Below are 16804 nucleotides of genomic sequence, written 5' to 3' on the forward strand. Positions count from 1 at the left end.
ATCCTCGACCTTCAATGGCGCGCTCACCGCCGGCAGCCCGCTGCTGACGGGCGCAACCGCATAGCGCACCGGCATCAGCAGCAAGCCGTGCTTGTCACAAAGATCGCATTTCGGTTCTGTCGCAGCGGCCATTAAGCTATGTCCTGCAGTGTGAAAGAATTGACGGAAAACAATCGAAATGAGGCCAAGGTTTTTCCTTCAACGCGCCTTGACCCTGATGTTTTATTCAAGCTCATGCAAGCATCGTCCCCTCATGCTGTCGACGTTTTCGAATCACGTCGGTTTCAGGTGATGTGCGATACGGGAGATCAGGGAAATGTAGAGCCGTCCCGCGTTGAGGCAACTGCGCACGGCGGCGGCATCAACCCCGAGTTGGTGAACCCGGCATGCGCAAGCGGAAGGCATTCGACCACTGACGAGATCGGCAAAGTATCGGAGCGCGCAGACATGCGGCAGCGGTCGCAGGTGAGACGTTGGTTGTTTTGCTCAGAGTCTTGCTGACCCCGCTCGGACATGGGGCGGAGTGTCTCATGCGCATTTTCGTCGAATCAAAGAGATTGTTTTCGTACTTTGACATGTCTTAATGTTGATTGATGAACGGCGATCCATCTTCGGTTGTTGCGCGCATTTCTCGGGGCGTGCCCCTGGAATATCGATCAAAGAGGGTGTTGATTCCCGGTTTTATTATTGAGACAATTTGAGGGGCGTTGATTTTCGTTAATTGCGAGATAACAATTTGTATATCTAATTGATGTTTATATCACACCCGCGAGGTGTTGTACTTTAATCTTGAGGTCGCCAATTTAATCTTGAAATTTGAAACCGGGAAGGCAGCAGGCAGCTTGCCCCGGTCGGAAGGCTTTTGGAGGAAGTGAATTAAGCGGGCCCTACTCGAAACTGCGTGTGGGCAGTGGCAGAAGAACGGGGCTGGAACCGTCGCGTCGAATCCGGTTTCCTGGTCGCAAGCGAAGGTCGACGGACGCAACTTGCTCGGCTCCCGGCTTTGCCGCGATAGATCGTTTACAGAAGCGAAGCGGCTTTGTCGATCGACGTGTTGCCGATCCGGTTGCCGCGGGCAGCGGGGCGGGGTTGGATTTCCGGCTTGGGGGGAGGTACCGATGCCCGCTCGCCGGACGCCCGGTACCTCTACGGAGAGGATGCCGAAATATTTAACTCGTCATTCTGATTGATGGATGCGTTGTAGAACGCGCGCCCTGCCAGGGGCGCGCGACGGAAAGGTGCGACTGGTTCGCCGCGCCCCGAGCGATTACAACTGCGGCGCGAGCGCGCGGCGCGCGTCGTCGAGCGACAGCGCCATGCGCTGCGCGTAGTCTTCGAGTTGATCCTGGCCGATCTTGCCGACCGAGAAATACGTGCTGTCCGGATGCGCGAGATAGAAGCCCGACACGCTCGCGGCCGGCAGCATCGCCAGCGAGTCGGTCACGCTCATGCCGATTTCGTCCGCGCGCAGCACGTCGAACATGTCGCGCTTCACGAGGTGGTCGGGGCAGGCCGGATAGCCGGGCGCAGGGCGGATGCCCGAGTACTTCTCGGCGATCAGCGCGTCGTTGTCGAGTGTCTCGCCGCTCGCGTAGCCCCACAGCTCGCGCCGCACGCGCGCGTGCATCGCTTCCGCGAACGCTTCCGCGAAGCGGTCCGCGAGCGCCTTCAGCATGATCGCGCTGTAGTCGTCGTGGTCGGCTTCGAACTGCTTTTCCTTCACGTCGACGCCGAGGCCGGCCGTCACCGCGAACATCCCGATGTAGTCGGCGACGCCCGATTCTTTCGGCGCGATGAAGTCGGCGAGCGAGCGGTTCGGCCGCATCACGCCGTCGACCACCGGACGCACGCTCTGCTGGCGCAGGTTGCGCCACGTGAGCAGCACTTCCGAGCGCGATTCGTCGCTGTAGATCTCGATGTCGTCGTCGTTGACGGTATTCGCCGGCAGCAGCGAGATTACGCCGCTCGCGGTCAGCCAGCGGCCCTGGATCAGGCGCGCGAGCATCGATTTCGCATCGGAGAACACGCGCCGCGCCGATTCGCCGACGATCTCGTCGTTCAGGATCGCCGGGTACGGGCCCGCGAGATCCCAGGTCTGGAAGAACGGGCCCCAGTCGATGTATTGCGCGAGCTCGTTCAGGTCGTAGTTCTTGAACACGCGGCGGCCGATGAACTTCGGCTTCACCGGCCGATAGCCCGCCCAGTCGACCTTGGTCTTGTTCGCGCGCGCTTCGGCGAGCGTGACCATCGGCTGCTGCTTGCGGTTCGCGTGCTGGTCGCGGATGCGTTCGTAGTCGGACTTCAGTTCGTCGAGGTACTTCGCCGCGCCTTCGTCGGACAGCAGGCTCGACGCGACCGACACCGAGCGCGACGCGTCCGGCACGTAGACCACCGGGCCTTCGTAGTGCGGCGCGATCTTCACGGCCGTGTGCACGCGCGACGTGGTCGCACCGCCGATCAGCAGCGGGATCTTCTTCACGCGGAAGTAGTCGTCGCGCTGCATTTCGGACGCGACGTACGCCATTTCCTCGAGGCTCGGCGTGATGAGGCCCGACAGCCCGATGATGTCCGCGCCCTCGACCTTCGCCTTCGCGAGGATCTCGTTGCACGGGACCATCACGCCCATGTTGACCACTTCGAAGTTGTTGCACTGGAGCACGACCGACACGATGTTCTTGCCGATATCGTGCACGTCGCCCTTCACGGTCGCGATGACGATCTTGCCCTTCGCGCGCACGTCGCCGCCCGCTTCCGCGAGCAGCCGCTTTTCTTCCTCGATGAACGGGATCAGGTGCGCGACCGCCTGCTTCATCACGCGCGCCGATTTCACGACCTGCGGCAGGAACATCTTGCCCTGGCCGAACAGGTCGCCGACGACGTTCATCCCGTCCATCAGCGGCCCTTCGATCACGTTGATCGGCCGACCGCCGTCCGCGGCGATCTTCGCGCGCGCTTCTTCCGTATCTTCGACGATGAAGGTCGTGATGCCGTGCACGAGCGCATGCGCGAGCCGCTTCTCGACCGGCTGGTTGCGCCATTCGAGATTCTCTTCCTTCTTCGCGGCGCCGGTCTTGAACTTGTCGGCGATCTCGAGCAGGCGGTCGGTGGAATCGTCGCGGCGGTTCAGGATCACGTCCTCGACGCGCTCGCGCAGCTCCGGGTCGAGGTCGGCGTACACGCCGAGCTGGCCCGCGTTGACGATGCCCATGTCCATCCCCGCCTGGATCGCGTGGTACAGGAACACGGTGTGGATCGCCTCGCGCACCGGGTCGTTGCCGCGGAACGAGAACGACACGTTCGACACGCCGCCGCTCACCTTCGCGTACGGCAGGTTCTGCTTGATCCAGCGGGTCGCCTCGATGAAGTCGACCGCATAGTTGTTGTGTTCCTCGATGCCGGTCGCGACCGCGAAGATGTTCGGGTCGAAGATGATGTCTTCCGGCGGGAAGCCGACTTCGTTCACGAGGAAGTTGTACGAGCGCGTGCAGATCTCGATCTTGCGTTCGTAGGTGTCGGCCTGGCCGGTTTCGTCGAACGCCATCACGACCGCCGCCGCGCCGTAGCGGCGGATCAGGTGCGCGTGGTGGCGGAACGCGTCCTCGCCTTCCTTCAGCGAGATGGAGTTCACGATCGCCTTGCCCTGCACGCACTTCAGGCCCGCCTCGATCACTTCCCACTTCGACGAGTCGATCATGATCGGCACGCGCGCGATGTCCGGTTCCGATGCGATCAGGTTCAGGAAGCGCACCATCGCCGCCTTCGAATCGAGCATCGCCTCGTCCATGTTGATGTCGATCACCTGCGCGCCGTTCTCGACCTGCTGGCGCGCGACGGCGAGCGCCTCGTCGAACTGGCCGTTGAGAATCATGCGAGCGAACGCCTTCGAGCCGGTGACGTTGGTGCGCTCGCCGACGTTGATGAAGAGCGTCCCGGACGTGACGTTGAACGGCTCGAGGCCGGCGAGGCGCATCATGTGATCGGTCATGGCGGTGCGAATTCGAGTGATGAGGGGCGTGGGACGGTCGGGTCAGGCGTTGTCGCTGTACTGGTTCGGCCAGCGGCGCGGCTTCACGTCGGCGAGCGCTTTCGCGATCTCGGCGATGTGCTCCGGCGTCGTGCCGCAGCAGCCGCCCGCGAGATTCACGAGCCCGGCTTGCGCGAATTCCTTCAGCAGACCCGACGTGACGTCCGGCGTCTCGTCGAAGCCCGTCTCGGCCATCGGGTTAGGCAGGCCCGCGTTCGGGTAGCACGACACGTAGGTATCGCACAGCTTCGCGAGCTCGGCGATGTACGGGCGCATCAGCGCCGCGCCGAGCGCGCAGTTCAGGCCGAACGTGAGCGGCTTCGCGTGGCGCAGCGAATTCCAGAACGCCTCGACGGTCTGGCCCGACAGGATCCGGCCCGACGCATCGGTGACGGTGCCCGAAATCATGATCGGCAGGCGCTCGCCGGTGTCCTCGAACAGCTCGTCGAGCGCGAACAGGGCGGCCTTCGCGTTCAGCGTGTCGAAGATCGTCTCGACGAGGAACAGGTCGACGCCGCCGTCGAGCAGCGCCTTCGCCTGCTGGTAGTACGACGCGCGCAGTTCGTCGAACGTGATGTTGCGTGCGCCCGGATCGTTGACGTCCGGCGAGATGCTCGCCGTCTTCGGCGTCGGCCCGATCGCGCCCGCGACGAAGCGCGGCTTGTCCGGCGTCGCGTATTTCTCGGCCGATTCGCGCGCGAGCTTCGCCGATTCGACGTTCATCTCGACGACGAGATCTTCCATCTCGTAATCGGCCTGCGCGACGGTCGTCGCGCCGAACGTGTTGGTTTCGACGATGTCGGCGCCGGCCGCGAAATATTGGTCGTGGATCTCGCGGATGATCTGCGGCTGCGTGATCGACAGCAGTTCGTTGTTGCCCTTGATGTCGCGCGGGAAATCCTTGAAGCGCTCGCCGCGATACGCGGCTTCGTCGAGCTTGTAGCGCTGGATCATCGTGCCCATCGCGCCGTCGAGGATCAGGATGCGCGATTTCAGCAGCGCAGGCAGAGCGGCGCCGCGCGTGTACGGCGCGGCGAGCGGGACGGAAGCGGCGAGAGGAGTCGCAGACATGGGCGATGGACCGGCGAAGACGGGAAAACCGTCATTGTAGCCGGTGCGCCTGGGCGTCGCCCGGCCTGGCGGCGCGCGGGCCGGCCGCCAAATGAAAACCCCCGCCGGCGAACCGGGCGGGGGCATGATCGGAGTGCTCGCGGCGCCGCGTCGATGCGCGGCGAATGGCCCGGCCGCACGAGGCGCCGGGCCGCGGGTCGTCAGTGCAGCACGACGGGCATCATCATCAGGCTGTCGAATTGTCCGAGGAATTCGTCGACTTCATCGAGCGACGGTTCATCCTCGATCAACTGCTTCACGTGCGCGCGGAATCGTTCGGCAAGTTCGCCGTCGATGAAGATTTCGCGCTGCGCGTTCTTGTCGACGATTTCGTATCCGCCGGCGTTCATCAGGTGGTGGCCGACCTGCGGCGCGAATTCGACGACGCAGTAGTTGGGGCTGTTGTAGATCATTTGCATGGCGGCACTCCTCTTCGCAGTGGCATCTGGCCTTATTGTCCCCTAGGTGGGGCAAGCCTTGCCGGTTTCAAGGGGCTTGCGCTGCACACCCCGTTCCCGTTCGCATGGGGTGTATCGGTTAGAAGCCGATATCTATGAAACGTTTCCTATTGTCGTTCGGTGGACGGAAATAGTTGTTAAAGAGTGTCATCGGCCATTTCACGAAAATCTGTAATCGGTCGAAATTGCCGAATCGCGTGCGTCCGGCTGCGCGTTCACTGTGTGACAGGCGATGTGACAGGCGACGACGCGGGCGGTGCGGCCGGGGTTGCCGGCGGCTGCACGGCAGCCGGCGGCGCGGGTTGTGCGGGCTCCGCGGCGGGAACGGCCGATGCGGCGGGCGCCGGTGCGCCGGCGGGTGCATGCGCGGCGCCGGCGGATTCCGTGTCGGACGGCGCGCCCGGCGCCGCGAGCCGGCCGTGCCACAGCAGCTCGATCTGCGCGCCGTTCGGTTCGGTCTGCACGAGCCGCGCGGGCAGCCAGCCGAGCGACGGCGCAAGCCACATGTCGATGCGGCGCGTGTCGCCGTCGCGTCGCGGCAAGCGCATGAAGTGCCGCGCGCCGATGATGCCGGCCTGCGTCTGCACCTGCTCGTCGCCGATCACGGCGATCGGCCAGGTCTCGCCGCTGTTGTTGTCGATCACGAAGAACTGCTGCGTGACACCCGGCTTGTACGCGGACGGATTGCCGCGCACGAGCCCAGACAACTGCATCAGCATGCTGAAGCGGTCCTGCACGCCGTCGGGCAGCGGCGCGTTGTTCGGCGTGCGCGTGAACACGACCTGCCGGATCTCGCGGTTGAAGATCGCGATGTCTTCCGGCCGCTTGCCGCGCTTCTCGACGTAGCGGTCGGGGGCGACGCCGAATGCGTCGATACGGCCCTCGCTGCGATAGGTGAACGGGCCGACGAACGGCACGGGCATCGACACCGACAGGTCGTAGGTGCGCCCGTCGGTGCGCCAGTGGATCGTGCCGATCATGTTCTGCATGCCGTTGTAGAACGTGTCGTACTGCAGGTCGCCGGACGGCGGCGCGGCGAACTTCACGCCATGCGTCGCGGGGCCCGGCGTCGCAGCGCTGGCGGCGCCGGCGGCCGATGCGGCCTGCGCGCCCGACGCACCCGGCACGCCGCTTGCCGCCGATGCGGCAGCGGGCGGCTCGCCGTGTTCGGCCGTCTGCGTCGACGTGAGGACCGGCTCGGGCGCCGGCTTCGGTGCGGCGGGTTTCGGGGCGGCCGGTGCGGGCGCGGCCGGCGGCTCGGCCGGCTTCGGCGCGGGCGGTGCGGGCTGGCGCTCGATCGGTTGCGGTTTCAGCAGCTCGATCTGCACGGGGACTTCGGCGGGCGCGGGCGGCGTGAACGCGTCGCGGTTGCGCATCAGCCAGAACCCGGCAAGCGCATGCAGCACCAGCACGACGACGAGCGCAATGCCCACGCGCAGCCAGCGGCGGGGCAAAGCGTGAGTCGGACGGAAGCGGGCAGGCTGCATGGGCATCGGAACAGGATCGGGGCGCTCGCGCGAGCTTGGACGCGCGCCACAGGAATCGGACCGTCGGATGCGCCGCGCGTTCGCGCTGCGTGACGACGCGGGTGCCGGACGCGTCAGGCGTCGCGTGCGTCGGGACTATAGCCGAGTTCGTAGGACAGTTTTTGCGCGCATGCGCGCAGCGCGGTGTCGATCTCGCCGCCCCACGCGATGTCGAACGAGCCTTCCTGGCCGAGCGCGACGATCGCGAGCGCGAGTTCGCCGACCGCATCGAACACGGGCATGCAGAACGCATGGATCGTCGGCAGCAGCATCCCTTCGACCCGCGCGGCTTCGTGCCGGCGCACGTCGGCGAGCACCGCATCGACTTCGTCGAGCGTGCGCGGGCCGCCGTGGTGCGGCGAGCGGCGCGTATCGGCGAGTTCGCGCTCGATCATCGCGGCCGTCTTGCTGCGCGGCAGGTACGCGGCGAACAGCAGCCCCGTCGCGGAGCCGAGCAGCGGCATCACGTCGCCGAGCTTCAGCGACGCTTTCGCCGGGTGGCTCGATTCCATCCAGTGCACGATCGTCGGCCCCTGGTTGCCCCATACGGCGATGCCGACCGTCTGGTCGAGCCGGTCGCGGAATTCGGTCAGCGCGATCCGCGCGAGCTTCACGCCGTCGACGCGTGCAAGCCGCGCGAGCCCCATCTGCAGCGCGAAGCCGCCGAGTTCGTAGCGGCCCGACACCGGATCCTGCGACACCACGCCGAGCCGCGAGAAGCTGACCAGGTAACGGTGCGCCTTCGCAGGACTCATGCCCGCGCGCTGCGCGAGGTCGCGCAGCATCATCGCGCGCGGCTCGCTCGTCAGCACGTCGAGCAGGCGGAAGCCGACCTCGATCGACTGGATGCCGGAACGGACCTTCTCGCCGTGCTCGCCGGAAGCGGCGTCGTCGGTGTCGGAGTCGGCGAGATCGTCGTCGGGAAGCGGGCTGGCGGGCATGGGCAACGAATGGGCGAAAATGACGGGAATCGGCGAGAAAACGGCAGGCGCGATCGTCGCGCGCCGCATGGATTCACCATCGTAAAATAGATTCCCTCCATCGTCACTACAACGGCAGATTCCCCCTATGAAACTTGCTTCGCTGAAGGACGGCACGCGCGACGGCCAGCTGATCGTCGTGTCGCGCGACCTGCACACCGCGGCGATCGCCGACGCGATCGCGCCGACGCTGCAGCGCGTCCTCGACGACTGGGCGTTCTACGCGCCGCAGCTGCGCGACCTGTACGACGCGCTGAACCACGGCCGCGCGCGCAACGCATTCGCGTTCGATCCGGCCAACTGCATGGCGCCGCTGCCGCGCGCATTCCAGTGGGCCGACGGCTCCGCCTACGTGAACCACGTCGAGCTCGTGCGCCGCGCGCGCGGCGCGGAGATGCCGCCCGAATTCTGGACCGATCCGCTGATGTACCAGGGCGGCAGCGACGATTTCCTCGGAGCCCGCGACGACGTCGTGTGCCCGTCCGAGGAATGGGGCATCGATTTCGAGGCGGAAGTCGCGGTGATCACCGGCGACGTGCGGATGAGCGCGTCGCCCGACGAAGCGCTGAAGGCCGTGCGGCTCGTCACGCTCGTGAACGACGTGTCGCTGCGCAACCTGATTCCGGCGGAACTCGCGAAGGGCTTCGGCTTCTTCCAGAGCAAGCCGGCCACCGCCTTTGCGCCGGTTGCGGTGACGCCCGACGAGCTCGGCGACGAATGGCGCGAAGGCCGCGTGCACCGGCCGATGATCGTTCACTGGAACGGCAGGAAGGTCGGCCAGCCCGATGCGGGCACCGACATGGTGTTCCACTTCGGCCAGTTGATCGCGCACGCGGCGAAGACGCGCAACCTGCGTGCCGGCTCGATCGTCGGCTCCGGCACGGTGTCGAACAAGGACGCGAAGCGCGGCTACTGCTGCATCGCCGAGAAGCGCTGCCTCGAGACGATCGAGCACGGCGCGCCGCAGACCGAATTCATGCGCTATGGCGACACCGTGCGCATCGAGATGTTCGATGCGGCGGGCAAGTCGATCTTCGGTGCGATCGAGCAGTCGGTCGCGCCGCCCGACGGCGCGGCGTAAGGCGCGCGGAGCACCTAGCTCCGCCTGCGCGAAACCCGGGCCCGGCCCGCGCGCCGGGTTTCGCCTGATGTTTGCCCGCGCGGGCTTGGCTACACTCGATTCAAGGGTTCGAAAGCCTCGAGCAAGGAGCAGCACATGGCCAATCTCGCCGCGTACGGCGGTTACGAAGCACTGAAGGTGACGCGCCGCGACCATGGCGTGCTCGACATCGTGATGAGCGGCGAGGGCGCGAACCGCAGCGGCCTCGCGACCGCGAACGCGCGCATGCATCGCGAACTCGCCGACATCTGGCGCGACGTCGACCGCGATCCCGACACGCGCGTCGCGGTGATCCGCGGCGAAGGCAAGGGCTTTTCGGCGGGCGGCGATCTCGCGCTCGTCGAGGACATGGCGAACGATTTCGACGTGCGCGCCCGCGTGTGGCGCGAGGCGCGCGACCTCGTCTACAACGTGATTAACTGCGGCAAGCCGATCGTGTCGGCGATGCACGGGCCGGCCGTCGGCGCGGGGCTCGTCGCCGGGCTGCTCGCCGACATCTCGATCGCCGCGAAGGATGCGCGCATCATCGACGGCCATACGCGGCTCGGCGTCGCGGCCGGCGACCACGCGGCGATCGTGTGGCCGCTGCTGTGCGGGATGGCGAAGGCGAAGTACTACCTGATGCTGTGCGAGCCCGTGAGCGGCGAGGAGGCCGAGCGGATCGGCCTCGTCTCGCTCGCGGTCGAGCCGGCCGACTTGCTGCCGAAGGCATACGACGTGGCCGAGCGGCTCGCGCATGGCTCGCAGTCGGCGATTCGCTGGACCAAGTACGCGTTGAACAACTGGCTGCGCACGGCAGGCCCGACTTTCGATACGTCGCTTGCGCTCGAATTCATGGGCTTTGCCGGGCCCGACGTGCACGAAGGCATCCGTTCGCTGCGCGAGCGGCGGCCGCCCGAGTTTCCCGGCGACGCGCCGTTCTGACGCGCGCCGGCGCTATGATCGAACCACGGGCGGCGTGCGCGACGCAGCGCGGCCGCCTCGTTCTCGCCCAGTCAACCAGGATGTCCTTATGACGATCGATGCCCCCGGCTCCAACCCTTTCGCCGGCTTTGCCGGTTTCAAGCCCGCCGACATGATGGACCGCATGTGGGACATGATGCGGATGTCGCCGTTCGGCGGGATGACGTCGTTTCCGGGCGCCACGCAGGGGCTGCCGCCGTCGCTGTCGAGCATGTCCGACATGATGGCGCCGCTCACGAGCGTCGAGGAACTCGACAAGCGGATCACCGATCTGCGCGCGGTCGAGCAGTGGCTGAAGCTCAATCTCGGGATGCTGCAGTCCGCGATCCAGGCGCTCGAAGTGCAGCGCGCGACGCTCGCGACGCTGCGTGCGTTCGGCGCGTTCGCGCAGAGCTCGATGTCGGCGGCCGAGGAAGCGGCCGTCGCGGCCGCGCAGGCGGCGAAACACGCGTCGGCGTCGCCGGACGCCGCGCCGCAGCCGGATGCCGACGCGTCGGCGTCCGCCGAGCAGGGGGCGGGCGACGCCGCGCAGCAGGCGTTTGATCCCGCCGGCTGGTGGAACCTGCTGCAGACGCAGTTCAACCAGCTGGCGAGCCTCGCGATGGCGCAGCCGGGCATGCAGCCCGCCGCGCCGGGCGATGCGCCGCCGGACGCGGCCGCTGCGCCGGAGCCGGCCGCGAAGCCGGCGACGGCCGCCGCCGCGCCGCGCAAGCCGGCCGCGAAGCGTGCGAAGTCGACCGGCGCGGCCGGTGCGGCAGGCGCGGCCGGTTCGGCCGGTTCGGCCGCGGCGCGCGCGGCGGCCGCTTCGTCGCCCGAAACGCGTCCGCCGAAGCGCTCGACGTGACGCGGCGCGGGTAGCAGGTCGATCATGCGGCTCGCGCTCGTTCTGATGGGGGGCGGCGCCCGTGCCGCCTACCAGGTCGGCGTGCTGAAGGCGCTGGCCGAGATCGCGCGCGAAGCCGATCCGCAGCGACACACGCTGCCGTTCGCGGTCGTGTGCGGCTCGTCGGCCGGCGCGATCAACGCGACGTCGATCGCGAGCCACGCAGACGACTTTTCCCACGGCGTGCGGCGCCTGCTCGAATTCTGGGAGCCGCTGCGCGCCGACTACGTATATCGCACCGACTGGCTCGGCGTCGCGGCCGCCGGCGCGCGCTGGCTCGCGACGATGACCTTCGGCTGGGCGTCGCGCCGCTCGCCGCGCGGGCTGCTCGACAACACGCCGCTCGCGCACCTGCTGCAGCGCGAGCTGAGTTTCCACCGGATCGAACAGATGCTCGAGGCGCGGCTGCTGCACGCGCTCGCGGTGACGGCGCTCAGCTATTCGAGCGGGCGGCACCTCACGTTCTATCAGGCCGCCGAACCGATTCAGGCCTGGCGGCGCGCGCAACGCACCGCGCGGCTCGTCGACCTGTCGGCGTCGCACCTGCTCGCGTCGTCGGCGATTCCGTTCGTGTTCCCGGCCGTGCCGCTCGTGCTCGACGGCCAGATCGAATATTTCGGCGACGGGTCGATCCGGCAGATCGCGCCGTTGTCGCCGGCCATCCACTTCGGTGCGCACCGGATCGTCGTGGTCGGCGCGGCGGACCCGCGGCCCGAGGTTCCGGCCGCGAACGGCGCCGGGCGGGTGCGCGGCTACCCGACGCTCGCGCAGATCGGCCAGCAGGTGCTCGCGAGCGTGTTCCTCGACTCGATCGGCTCGGACATCGAGCGCATCGAGCACATCAACCGGATGATCGAACACCTGCCGCACCAGGTCGAGGTGGACAGCGGCTGGCGGCACGTCGACGTGCTCGCGATCGCGCCGTCCGAGCGCATCGAGCTGATCGCCGCGAAGCACCTGAAGCAGATGCCGGCGACGATGCGCGGGCTGCTCGGCGCGATCGGCGGCAGCCAGCCGGCCGGCGCGTCGTTCGCGAGCTACCTGCTGTTCGAGGAGGCGTTCACGCGCGAGCTGATCGAGCTTGGCTACCGCGACGGGCGCGCGCAGCGCGACACGCTGGCGGGCTGGATCGCGCGGGCGGACGGCGGCAGCGTGCCGGCCGCCGGCATGCCGCCGGAAGACGGCCTCGCGACCGGCGAAATACGGGTCTGATGCGTTCGGGGCATTGTAAGGTTGCGTTTTCGCGACGGTGGCCCGCGACCGATCGCCGCACCGCGGTTGGCGGAGCGTGACCGGGCCGGCGTCTCGGAACCGTCATGGACGCGTGCTATCATGGCCGCCGCCGTATACACCATATCGAGCAGCCCGCCGATCCGGCATCCGCACGGGACCTTTCGGGGAACCCGCCTGGGGCAGGGGACGGGCGCGCCAACGAGCCGGCCAGCGCCGGCCCCCCACTCAGGCAAGCGCGGCCGGCTCCGTCGGAACGGAGCGGGGTTGCGCCATGCCCAACGGCGGCGACGCGGCCGCCCGGCTGCCGGACGAGGAATCCCCGTCCGGTGGGCCGGTTTCCCGCGTAAAATTAGAGTCTTGGCTGCAAAAAGTGCGCTCGGCGTGCTTGCGCGGCAACAGTCACGTTTTAGAGAAGTCGCATTGCGCAGAACAGGGGTGGGACCATCATGAACACGATGCTTTATCCGGAACTTTACAGATCGCTCGAAGCTGTCCGTTGGGACATGGAGAAGGACATTCCGTGGGACAAGTTCGATGCTTCGCTGCTCACCGACGAGCAGGCGAAGACGATCAAGATGAACGCGATCACCGAGTGGTCGGCGTTGCCCGCGACGGAAATGTTCCTGCGCGATAACCAGCACGACAGCGACTTTTCCGCGTTCATGAGCGTGTGGTTCTTTGAAGAGCAGAAGCATTCGCTCGTGCTGATGGAATACCTGCGCCGCTTCAAGCCGGAAATGGTGCCGACCGAAGAGGAACTGCACGCGGTGCGCTTTCAGTTCGACCCGGCGCCGCCGCTCGAAACGCTGATGCTGCACTTCTGCGGCGAAATCCGCCTGAACCACTGGTACCGCTGCGCGGCCGACTGGCACACCGAGCCGGTCATCAAGCAGATCTACGAAACGATCTCGCGCGATGAAGCGCGCCACGGCGGCGCTTACCTGCGCTACATGAAGAAGGCGCTGAACAACTGCGGCGACGTCGCGCGTGCGGCGTTCGCGAAGATCGGCGTGCTGATGGCGTCGGCGCGCCGCACCGAGAAGCCGCTGCACCCGACCAACCTGCACGTGAACCAGGCGCTGTTCCCGCGCGACACCGTGCAGTCGCGCCTGCCCGATCCGGAGTGGCTCGAGCGCTGGCTCGACGAGCAGATCCGCTTCGACGGCGAGTGGGAAAAGAAGGTCGTCGAACGTATCCTGCACAACCTGTCGATCCTGTTCGAGCGTACGTTCGCGACCGCGCAGGAACTGAACCGCTACCGCAAGGAAGTGACCAGCCGCCTGCAGGCCGAAAGCGGCCCGTCGTCGGCCGCCCAGCCGGCCTGAAGCCGGTCTCGGCTGGCGCCGCAGCCTGCGCATCGCGCCGGCCGCAGCGCCGGCCCGGTCCGCTTCGCATCCGATGCATGAAGCCCGCCGGCCGGTCCGGCGGGCTTTTTATCTGGCGCCGCCGCACGCTGTACGTCCCGTGCGCCGCGTGTGCCGTTGCCCATTCCGTCCGATCGCCATCATGTCCGCTACCTTCGAACGCAAGCTGATCACCCGTGATGCCCTCGTCGCGCTGCGCGCGTCGCTGCCGTCGCCCGTCGTGTTCACCAACGGCGTATTCGACATCCTGCACCGCGGCCACGTCACGTATCTCGCCGACGCGAAAGCGCTCGGCGCATGCCTGATCGTCGGCGTGAACAGCGACGCGTCGGTACGCATGCTCGGCAAGGGCGACGACCGGCCGATCAATCGCGAGGAAGACCGCGCGGCGCTGCTCGCGGCGCTGGAAAGCGTCGACTGGGTCGTGACGTTCGGGGAAAAGACGCCCGTGTCGCTGATCGAGGCCGTGCGGCCGGACATTCTCGTGAAGGGCGGCGACTACGACATGGATGCGTTGCCGGAATCGGCGCTGGTGCGCGGCTGGGGCGGCCGCGCGCAGGCGATTCCGTTCGAGCACGATCGCTCGACCACCGCGTTACTGAAGAAGGTGCGCGCGCAGCAGTCCTGAGCGCGACCCGGCGCCGTCAGGGCGCCGATGCTGCGAGCGGTTCGGCCGCGACGGCCGGCGGCGCGATCGGGCCGCCGATGACGGGCTGGTCGGTGGCCTGCGCGAGCGGCGTCACGCGCAGCGCATCGGGCCGCACCTGTCGTGCCAGCACGCCGGGTTCGCGCGGGCCGGCCGCCGGCAGCGGCCCGAACACGCCGCGTGCGACCACGAACGCAAGCAGGTTGGCGAGAAAGAGAACAGCGATCAGCCAGCGCAGCATCGTCGACACTCCTCGTCGTCATTGACGTGATTTACGTCATTTAATCGGGCCGGCCGCATCGCCGGCTGTTTCATTGCTTCCGTCGACCGTGCGGGCTGCCGTCGTGGCGCCGCCCGTCTTTCACCGTCAGCGTGACGCGGGCCGGCCCGCGTCACGGACGCGCCGGCGCCTTCTTCCAGTCAATCCTGCGCCGCCGTGGCCGCCGCCGCTTGCGCGGCGATCAGCGCGAGCCCGGACAGGATCAGCGCATCGTGCCGCGTGTGCGGGACCGTAAGCGCACGCGCGACGTCGTCCGCCGCGCCGCCGGCCAGCACGAGCCGCACGGGCGCCTGCCACGCATCGCCGAGATCGCGCCACGCGCGCTCGATCAGCCCGGCCTGCGCATACAGGCAGCCGGCCGACAGCGAGCGCGGCGTATCGACCTGGAACGGTTCGGCCTGCGCGCCCGCGAGCAGGCGGCTCGCGATGTCGGTGGTCAGCGTCGGCAACTGCGCGGTGTGCGTGCCGAGCGCGCGCATCATCAGCGCCCAGCCCGGCGCGATCAGCCCGCCCGTGAAGCGGCCGTCCGCGCGCAGCGCCTCGAGCGTCGTCGCGGTGCCGAACGTCGCGATCAGCAGATGCTCGCCCGGAAACGCCGCGTGCGCGCCGATCAGGCCGGCCCAGCGGTCGCTGCCGAGCTGGTCGGGCGTCGTATAGCCGTTCGTTACACCGCATTGGGTCTGACGCGAGCGTATCGTCGTGCGCGGCAGGCCCGGCCAGCGCGCGTCGAGCAGCGCGTCGAGCCGGGCGGCCACGTCGGCGCCCGCGACGTTCGAGATCCATGCGCCGCGCGGACGCGGCAGGCTCGACCAGTCGGGATCGGCGCCGCCGTCGCGCGTGTGGCCGAACGCGCCCGTCTCGACGAGCGTGCGCCGCGCATCGGCGAGCGCCCACTTGATCCGGCTGTTGCCGGCGTCGATTAGCAGGTACGGCTCGTTCATTGCGCTTCGCGCAGCGATACGTCGCCGGCCGCGATCGCCTGCACGCCGGCGGGCGTGTCGAGCAGCAACTGGCCGGTCGCGTCGATGCCCGTTGCGATGCCGCGCACGCGTTCGACGCCCTGTTCGAGCAGCACGACTTCACGGCCTGCGAACGCATGCAGCGCATGCCAGCGCGGCACGAACGGCGCGAGCCCTGCGGCGCCGAACTGCGCGAGCGCGGGTGTGAGCGCGTTCAGCGATGCGGCGAGCGTGTCGGTGAGGTTGGCCGATGCGCATGCGATCGACAGCGCGGCGGGCGGCAGTCCGGTCGCGAGCGTCGTGTCGCGCGCGCGCAGCGCGTCGACCTGCGCGGCGACGGCTTCCGCGCCGCGCACGTTGATGCCGAAGCCGATCACGACGGCGGTCGTGTCGGCGGTGGTCCAGACGGTTTCGATCAGGATCCCGGCGAGCTTGCCGACGATGCGCGGCGAGCCGTCGTCGATGGCCGTCAGCAGCAGGTCGTTCGGCCATTTGAGCGCGACGCGCGAGCGGGCATCGAGCGGCAGCGTGGCCAGCCCTTCGGCGAGCGCGACGCCGATCGCGATGCTCAGGCCGCCGAGCGCGTCGACGGGGCGCGGCACGATGCAGCCGACCGAGCAGAGCAGCGCGTTGCCGGGCTGCGCGAACCACGGGCGGCCTTGCCGGCCGCGGCCGGCCGTCTGTTCGAACGCGACGCGCACGAGCGGCGCGGGCAGCGCGTTCGCGTTGCGCGGCAGCGCCTTGAGCCGGGCGGCGACGTCGGCGTTGGTCGAGCCGGTGGCGGCGACGATGTCGAGCGGCCAAGTACGCGGCGTGGCGTCCAGGTGCGCGTCGAGCCGGCTGCGCGCGATGTGCGCGTCGCCGGAATCGGGTGTGTCGGAGGAGGTGGGGGCGTTCATGGGGGCTATTGTAGCGACAGGGGGCGGGGGCGCGTCGGGAAGCGGGGACGCGTTTGCCGGGGCGCTTGCTTGGGTCGTCGCGGTGCATTGGCTCGCATTTCGTTGCCGCTGAGCGAAGGTGTCGCGTATTCAAGCGGAAGCGCATCGTCAACCCAAATGAGGCCCGGCCCCATTCCTGTCGATTGAAAGGAAAAGCATGGTCGACTCATATGAATTGGTTAGGATTTCGAATTCGTCTGATTGATTCCCTGGTGCTGATTGGGCATTTTGGATGCCAACCATCGACGACGGGGAATCCAGATGCGCACCGGGCAAGAGTCGCCAGCCTCTTCTTTTACGGTTATCTGCCGGTTTGCTGC

The 16804-nt window shown here is 67.7% G+C and carries 14 protein-coding genes; 6 read left to right on the forward strand and 8 right to left on the reverse strand.

All coding sequences use genetic code 11. The annotated features are described in order from the left end of the window. Positions 1-1267: 1267 nt before the first annotated feature. From metH to HWX08_RS12830, 5 genes are all read right to left on the reverse strand, one after another. Positions 1268-3985, reverse strand: a complete 2718-nt coding sequence (metH, locus tag HWX08_RS12810; RefSeq protein WP_069257694.1) for a methionine synthase — start codon at positions 3983-3985, stop codon at positions 1268-1270. Positions 3986-4027: 42 nt separating this feature from the next. After that, a complete protein-coding gene (locus HWX08_RS12815) occupies positions 4028-5095 on the reverse strand; it encodes a homocysteine S-methyltransferase family protein (protein WP_069257693.1) in 1068 nt (355 codons plus the stop codon). A gap of 200 nt (positions 5096-5295) precedes the next feature. After that, the gene (locus tag HWX08_RS12820; RefSeq protein WP_069257692.1) at positions 5296-5553 is read right to left on the reverse strand and encodes a BTH_I0359 family protein; all 258 of its coding nucleotides are present in this window, start codon (positions 5551-5553) and stop codon (positions 5296-5298) included. A gap of 254 nt (positions 5554-5807) precedes the next feature. Continuing rightward, positions 5808-7085, reverse strand: coding sequence for a DUF3108 domain-containing protein (locus HWX08_RS12825; protein ID WP_174923198.1), 1278 nt, complete (start codon positions 7083-7085; stop codon positions 5808-5810). Positions 7086-7192: 107 nt separating this feature from the next. Next, on the reverse strand, positions 7193-8059 hold the full coding sequence (locus HWX08_RS12830) for an IclR family transcriptional regulator (protein WP_069258084.1): 867 nt from the start codon (positions 8057-8059) through the stop codon (positions 7193-7195). A gap of 127 nt (positions 8060-8186) precedes the next feature. Between HWX08_RS12830 and HWX08_RS12835 the strand changes: the two genes are divergently transcribed. From HWX08_RS12835 to rfaE2, 6 genes are all read left to right on the forward strand, one after another. Beyond that, positions 8187-9179, forward strand: coding sequence for a fumarylacetoacetate hydrolase family protein (locus HWX08_RS12835; RefSeq protein ID WP_059619630.1), 993 nt, complete (start codon positions 8187-8189; stop codon positions 9177-9179). A gap of 135 nt (positions 9180-9314) precedes the next feature. Further along, a complete protein-coding gene (locus tag HWX08_RS12840) occupies positions 9315-10142 on the forward strand; it encodes an enoyl-CoA hydratase/isomerase family protein (protein WP_069257690.1) in 828 nt (275 codons plus the stop codon). An 88-nt stretch (positions 10143-10230) separates the two neighbouring features. Beyond that, complete coding sequence (locus HWX08_RS12845; RefSeq protein ID WP_175807124.1) at positions 10231-11025, forward strand: PhaM family polyhydroxyalkanoate granule multifunctional regulatory protein; 795 nt, start codon at positions 10231-10233, stop codon at positions 11023-11025. Between the two features lie 24 nt (positions 11026-11049). Continuing rightward, entirely contained in the window at positions 11050-12276 is a 1227-nt protein-coding gene (locus HWX08_RS12850) for a patatin-like phospholipase family protein (protein ID WP_069257688.1), read from the forward strand. 467 nt (positions 12277-12743) lie between these two features. Then, entirely contained in the window at positions 12744-13622 is an 879-nt protein-coding gene (locus tag HWX08_RS12855; RefSeq protein WP_034208501.1) for a ferritin family protein, read from the forward strand. A gap of 181 nt (positions 13623-13803) precedes the next feature. Continuing rightward, the gene (gene rfaE2, locus HWX08_RS12860; protein WP_174923201.1) at positions 13804-14289 is read left to right on the forward strand and encodes a D-glycero-beta-D-manno-heptose 1-phosphate adenylyltransferase; all 486 of its coding nucleotides are present in this window, start codon (positions 13804-13806) and stop codon (positions 14287-14289) included. Positions 14290-14305: 16 nt separating this feature from the next. On the opposite strand, the gene HWX08_RS12865 is transcribed toward rfaE2, so the two are convergent. The 3 genes from HWX08_RS12865 to HWX08_RS12875 all read right to left on the reverse strand — a co-directional run bounded on the left by HWX08_RS12865 (position 14306) and on the right by HWX08_RS12875 (position 16445). Next, entirely contained in the window at positions 14306-14548 is a 243-nt protein-coding gene (locus HWX08_RS12865; protein WP_069258083.1) for a hypothetical protein, read from the reverse strand. Positions 14549-14727: 179 nt separating this feature from the next. Next, a complete protein-coding gene (locus tag HWX08_RS12870) occupies positions 14728-15528 on the reverse strand; it encodes a type III pantothenate kinase (protein ID WP_174923203.1) in 801 nt (266 codons plus the stop codon). Next, positions 15525-16445, reverse strand: coding sequence for a biotin--[acetyl-CoA-carboxylase] ligase (locus HWX08_RS12875; RefSeq protein ID WP_174923204.1), 921 nt, complete (start codon positions 16443-16445; stop codon positions 15525-15527). Before HWX08_RS12875 ends, HWX08_RS12870 begins: the two co-directional genes overlap by 4 nt. Between the last annotated feature and the right edge of the window lie 359 nt (positions 16446-16804).

Source organism: Burkholderia metallica (genome assembly GCF_902832845.1).
Lineage (GTDB): Bacteria > Pseudomonadota > Gammaproteobacteria > Burkholderiales > Burkholderiaceae > Burkholderia > Burkholderia metallica.

Excerpts from the sequence above, each read along its gene's own strand:
- metH (WP_069257694.1), bottom strand. The coding sequence starts at position 3,985 with ATGACCGATCACATGATGCGCCTCGCCGGCCTCGAGCCGTTCAACGTC.
- HWX08_RS12815 (WP_069257693.1), bottom strand. The coding sequence starts at position 5,095 with ATGTCTGCGACTCCTCTCGCCGCTTCCGTCCCGCTCGCCGCGCCGTAC.
- HWX08_RS12820 (WP_069257692.1), bottom strand. The coding sequence starts at position 5,553 with ATGCAAATGATCTACAACAGCCCCAACTACTGCGTCGTCGAATTCGCG.
- HWX08_RS12825 (WP_174923198.1), bottom strand. The coding sequence starts at position 7,085 with ATGCCCATGCAGCCTGCCCGCTTCCGTCCGACTCACGCTTTGCCCCGC.
- HWX08_RS12830 (WP_069258084.1), bottom strand. The coding sequence starts at position 8,059 with ATGCCCGCCAGCCCGCTTCCCGACGACGATCTCGCCGACTCCGACACC.
- HWX08_RS12835 (WP_059619630.1), top strand. The coding sequence starts at position 8,187 with ATGAAACTTGCTTCGCTGAAGGACGGCACGCGCGACGGCCAGCTGATC.
- HWX08_RS12840 (WP_069257690.1), top strand. The coding sequence starts at position 9,315 with ATGGCCAATCTCGCCGCGTACGGCGGTTACGAAGCACTGAAGGTGACG.
- HWX08_RS12845 (WP_175807124.1), top strand. The coding sequence starts at position 10,231 with ATGACGATCGATGCCCCCGGCTCCAACCCTTTCGCCGGCTTTGCCGGT.
- HWX08_RS12850 (WP_069257688.1), top strand. The coding sequence starts at position 11,050 with ATGCGGCTCGCGCTCGTTCTGATGGGGGGCGGCGCCCGTGCCGCCTAC.
- HWX08_RS12855 (WP_034208501.1), top strand. The coding sequence starts at position 12,744 with ATGAACACGATGCTTTATCCGGAACTTTACAGATCGCTCGAAGCTGTC.
- rfaE2 (WP_174923201.1), top strand. The coding sequence starts at position 13,804 with ATGTCCGCTACCTTCGAACGCAAGCTGATCACCCGTGATGCCCTCGTC.
- HWX08_RS12865 (WP_069258083.1), bottom strand. The coding sequence starts at position 14,548 with ATGCTGCGCTGGCTGATCGCTGTTCTCTTTCTCGCCAACCTGCTTGCG.
- HWX08_RS12870 (WP_174923203.1), bottom strand. The coding sequence starts at position 15,528 with ATGAACGAGCCGTACCTGCTAATCGACGCCGGCAACAGCCGGATCAAG.
- HWX08_RS12875 (WP_174923204.1), bottom strand. The coding sequence starts at position 16,445 with ATGAACGCCCCCACCTCCTCCGACACACCCGATTCCGGCGACGCGCAC.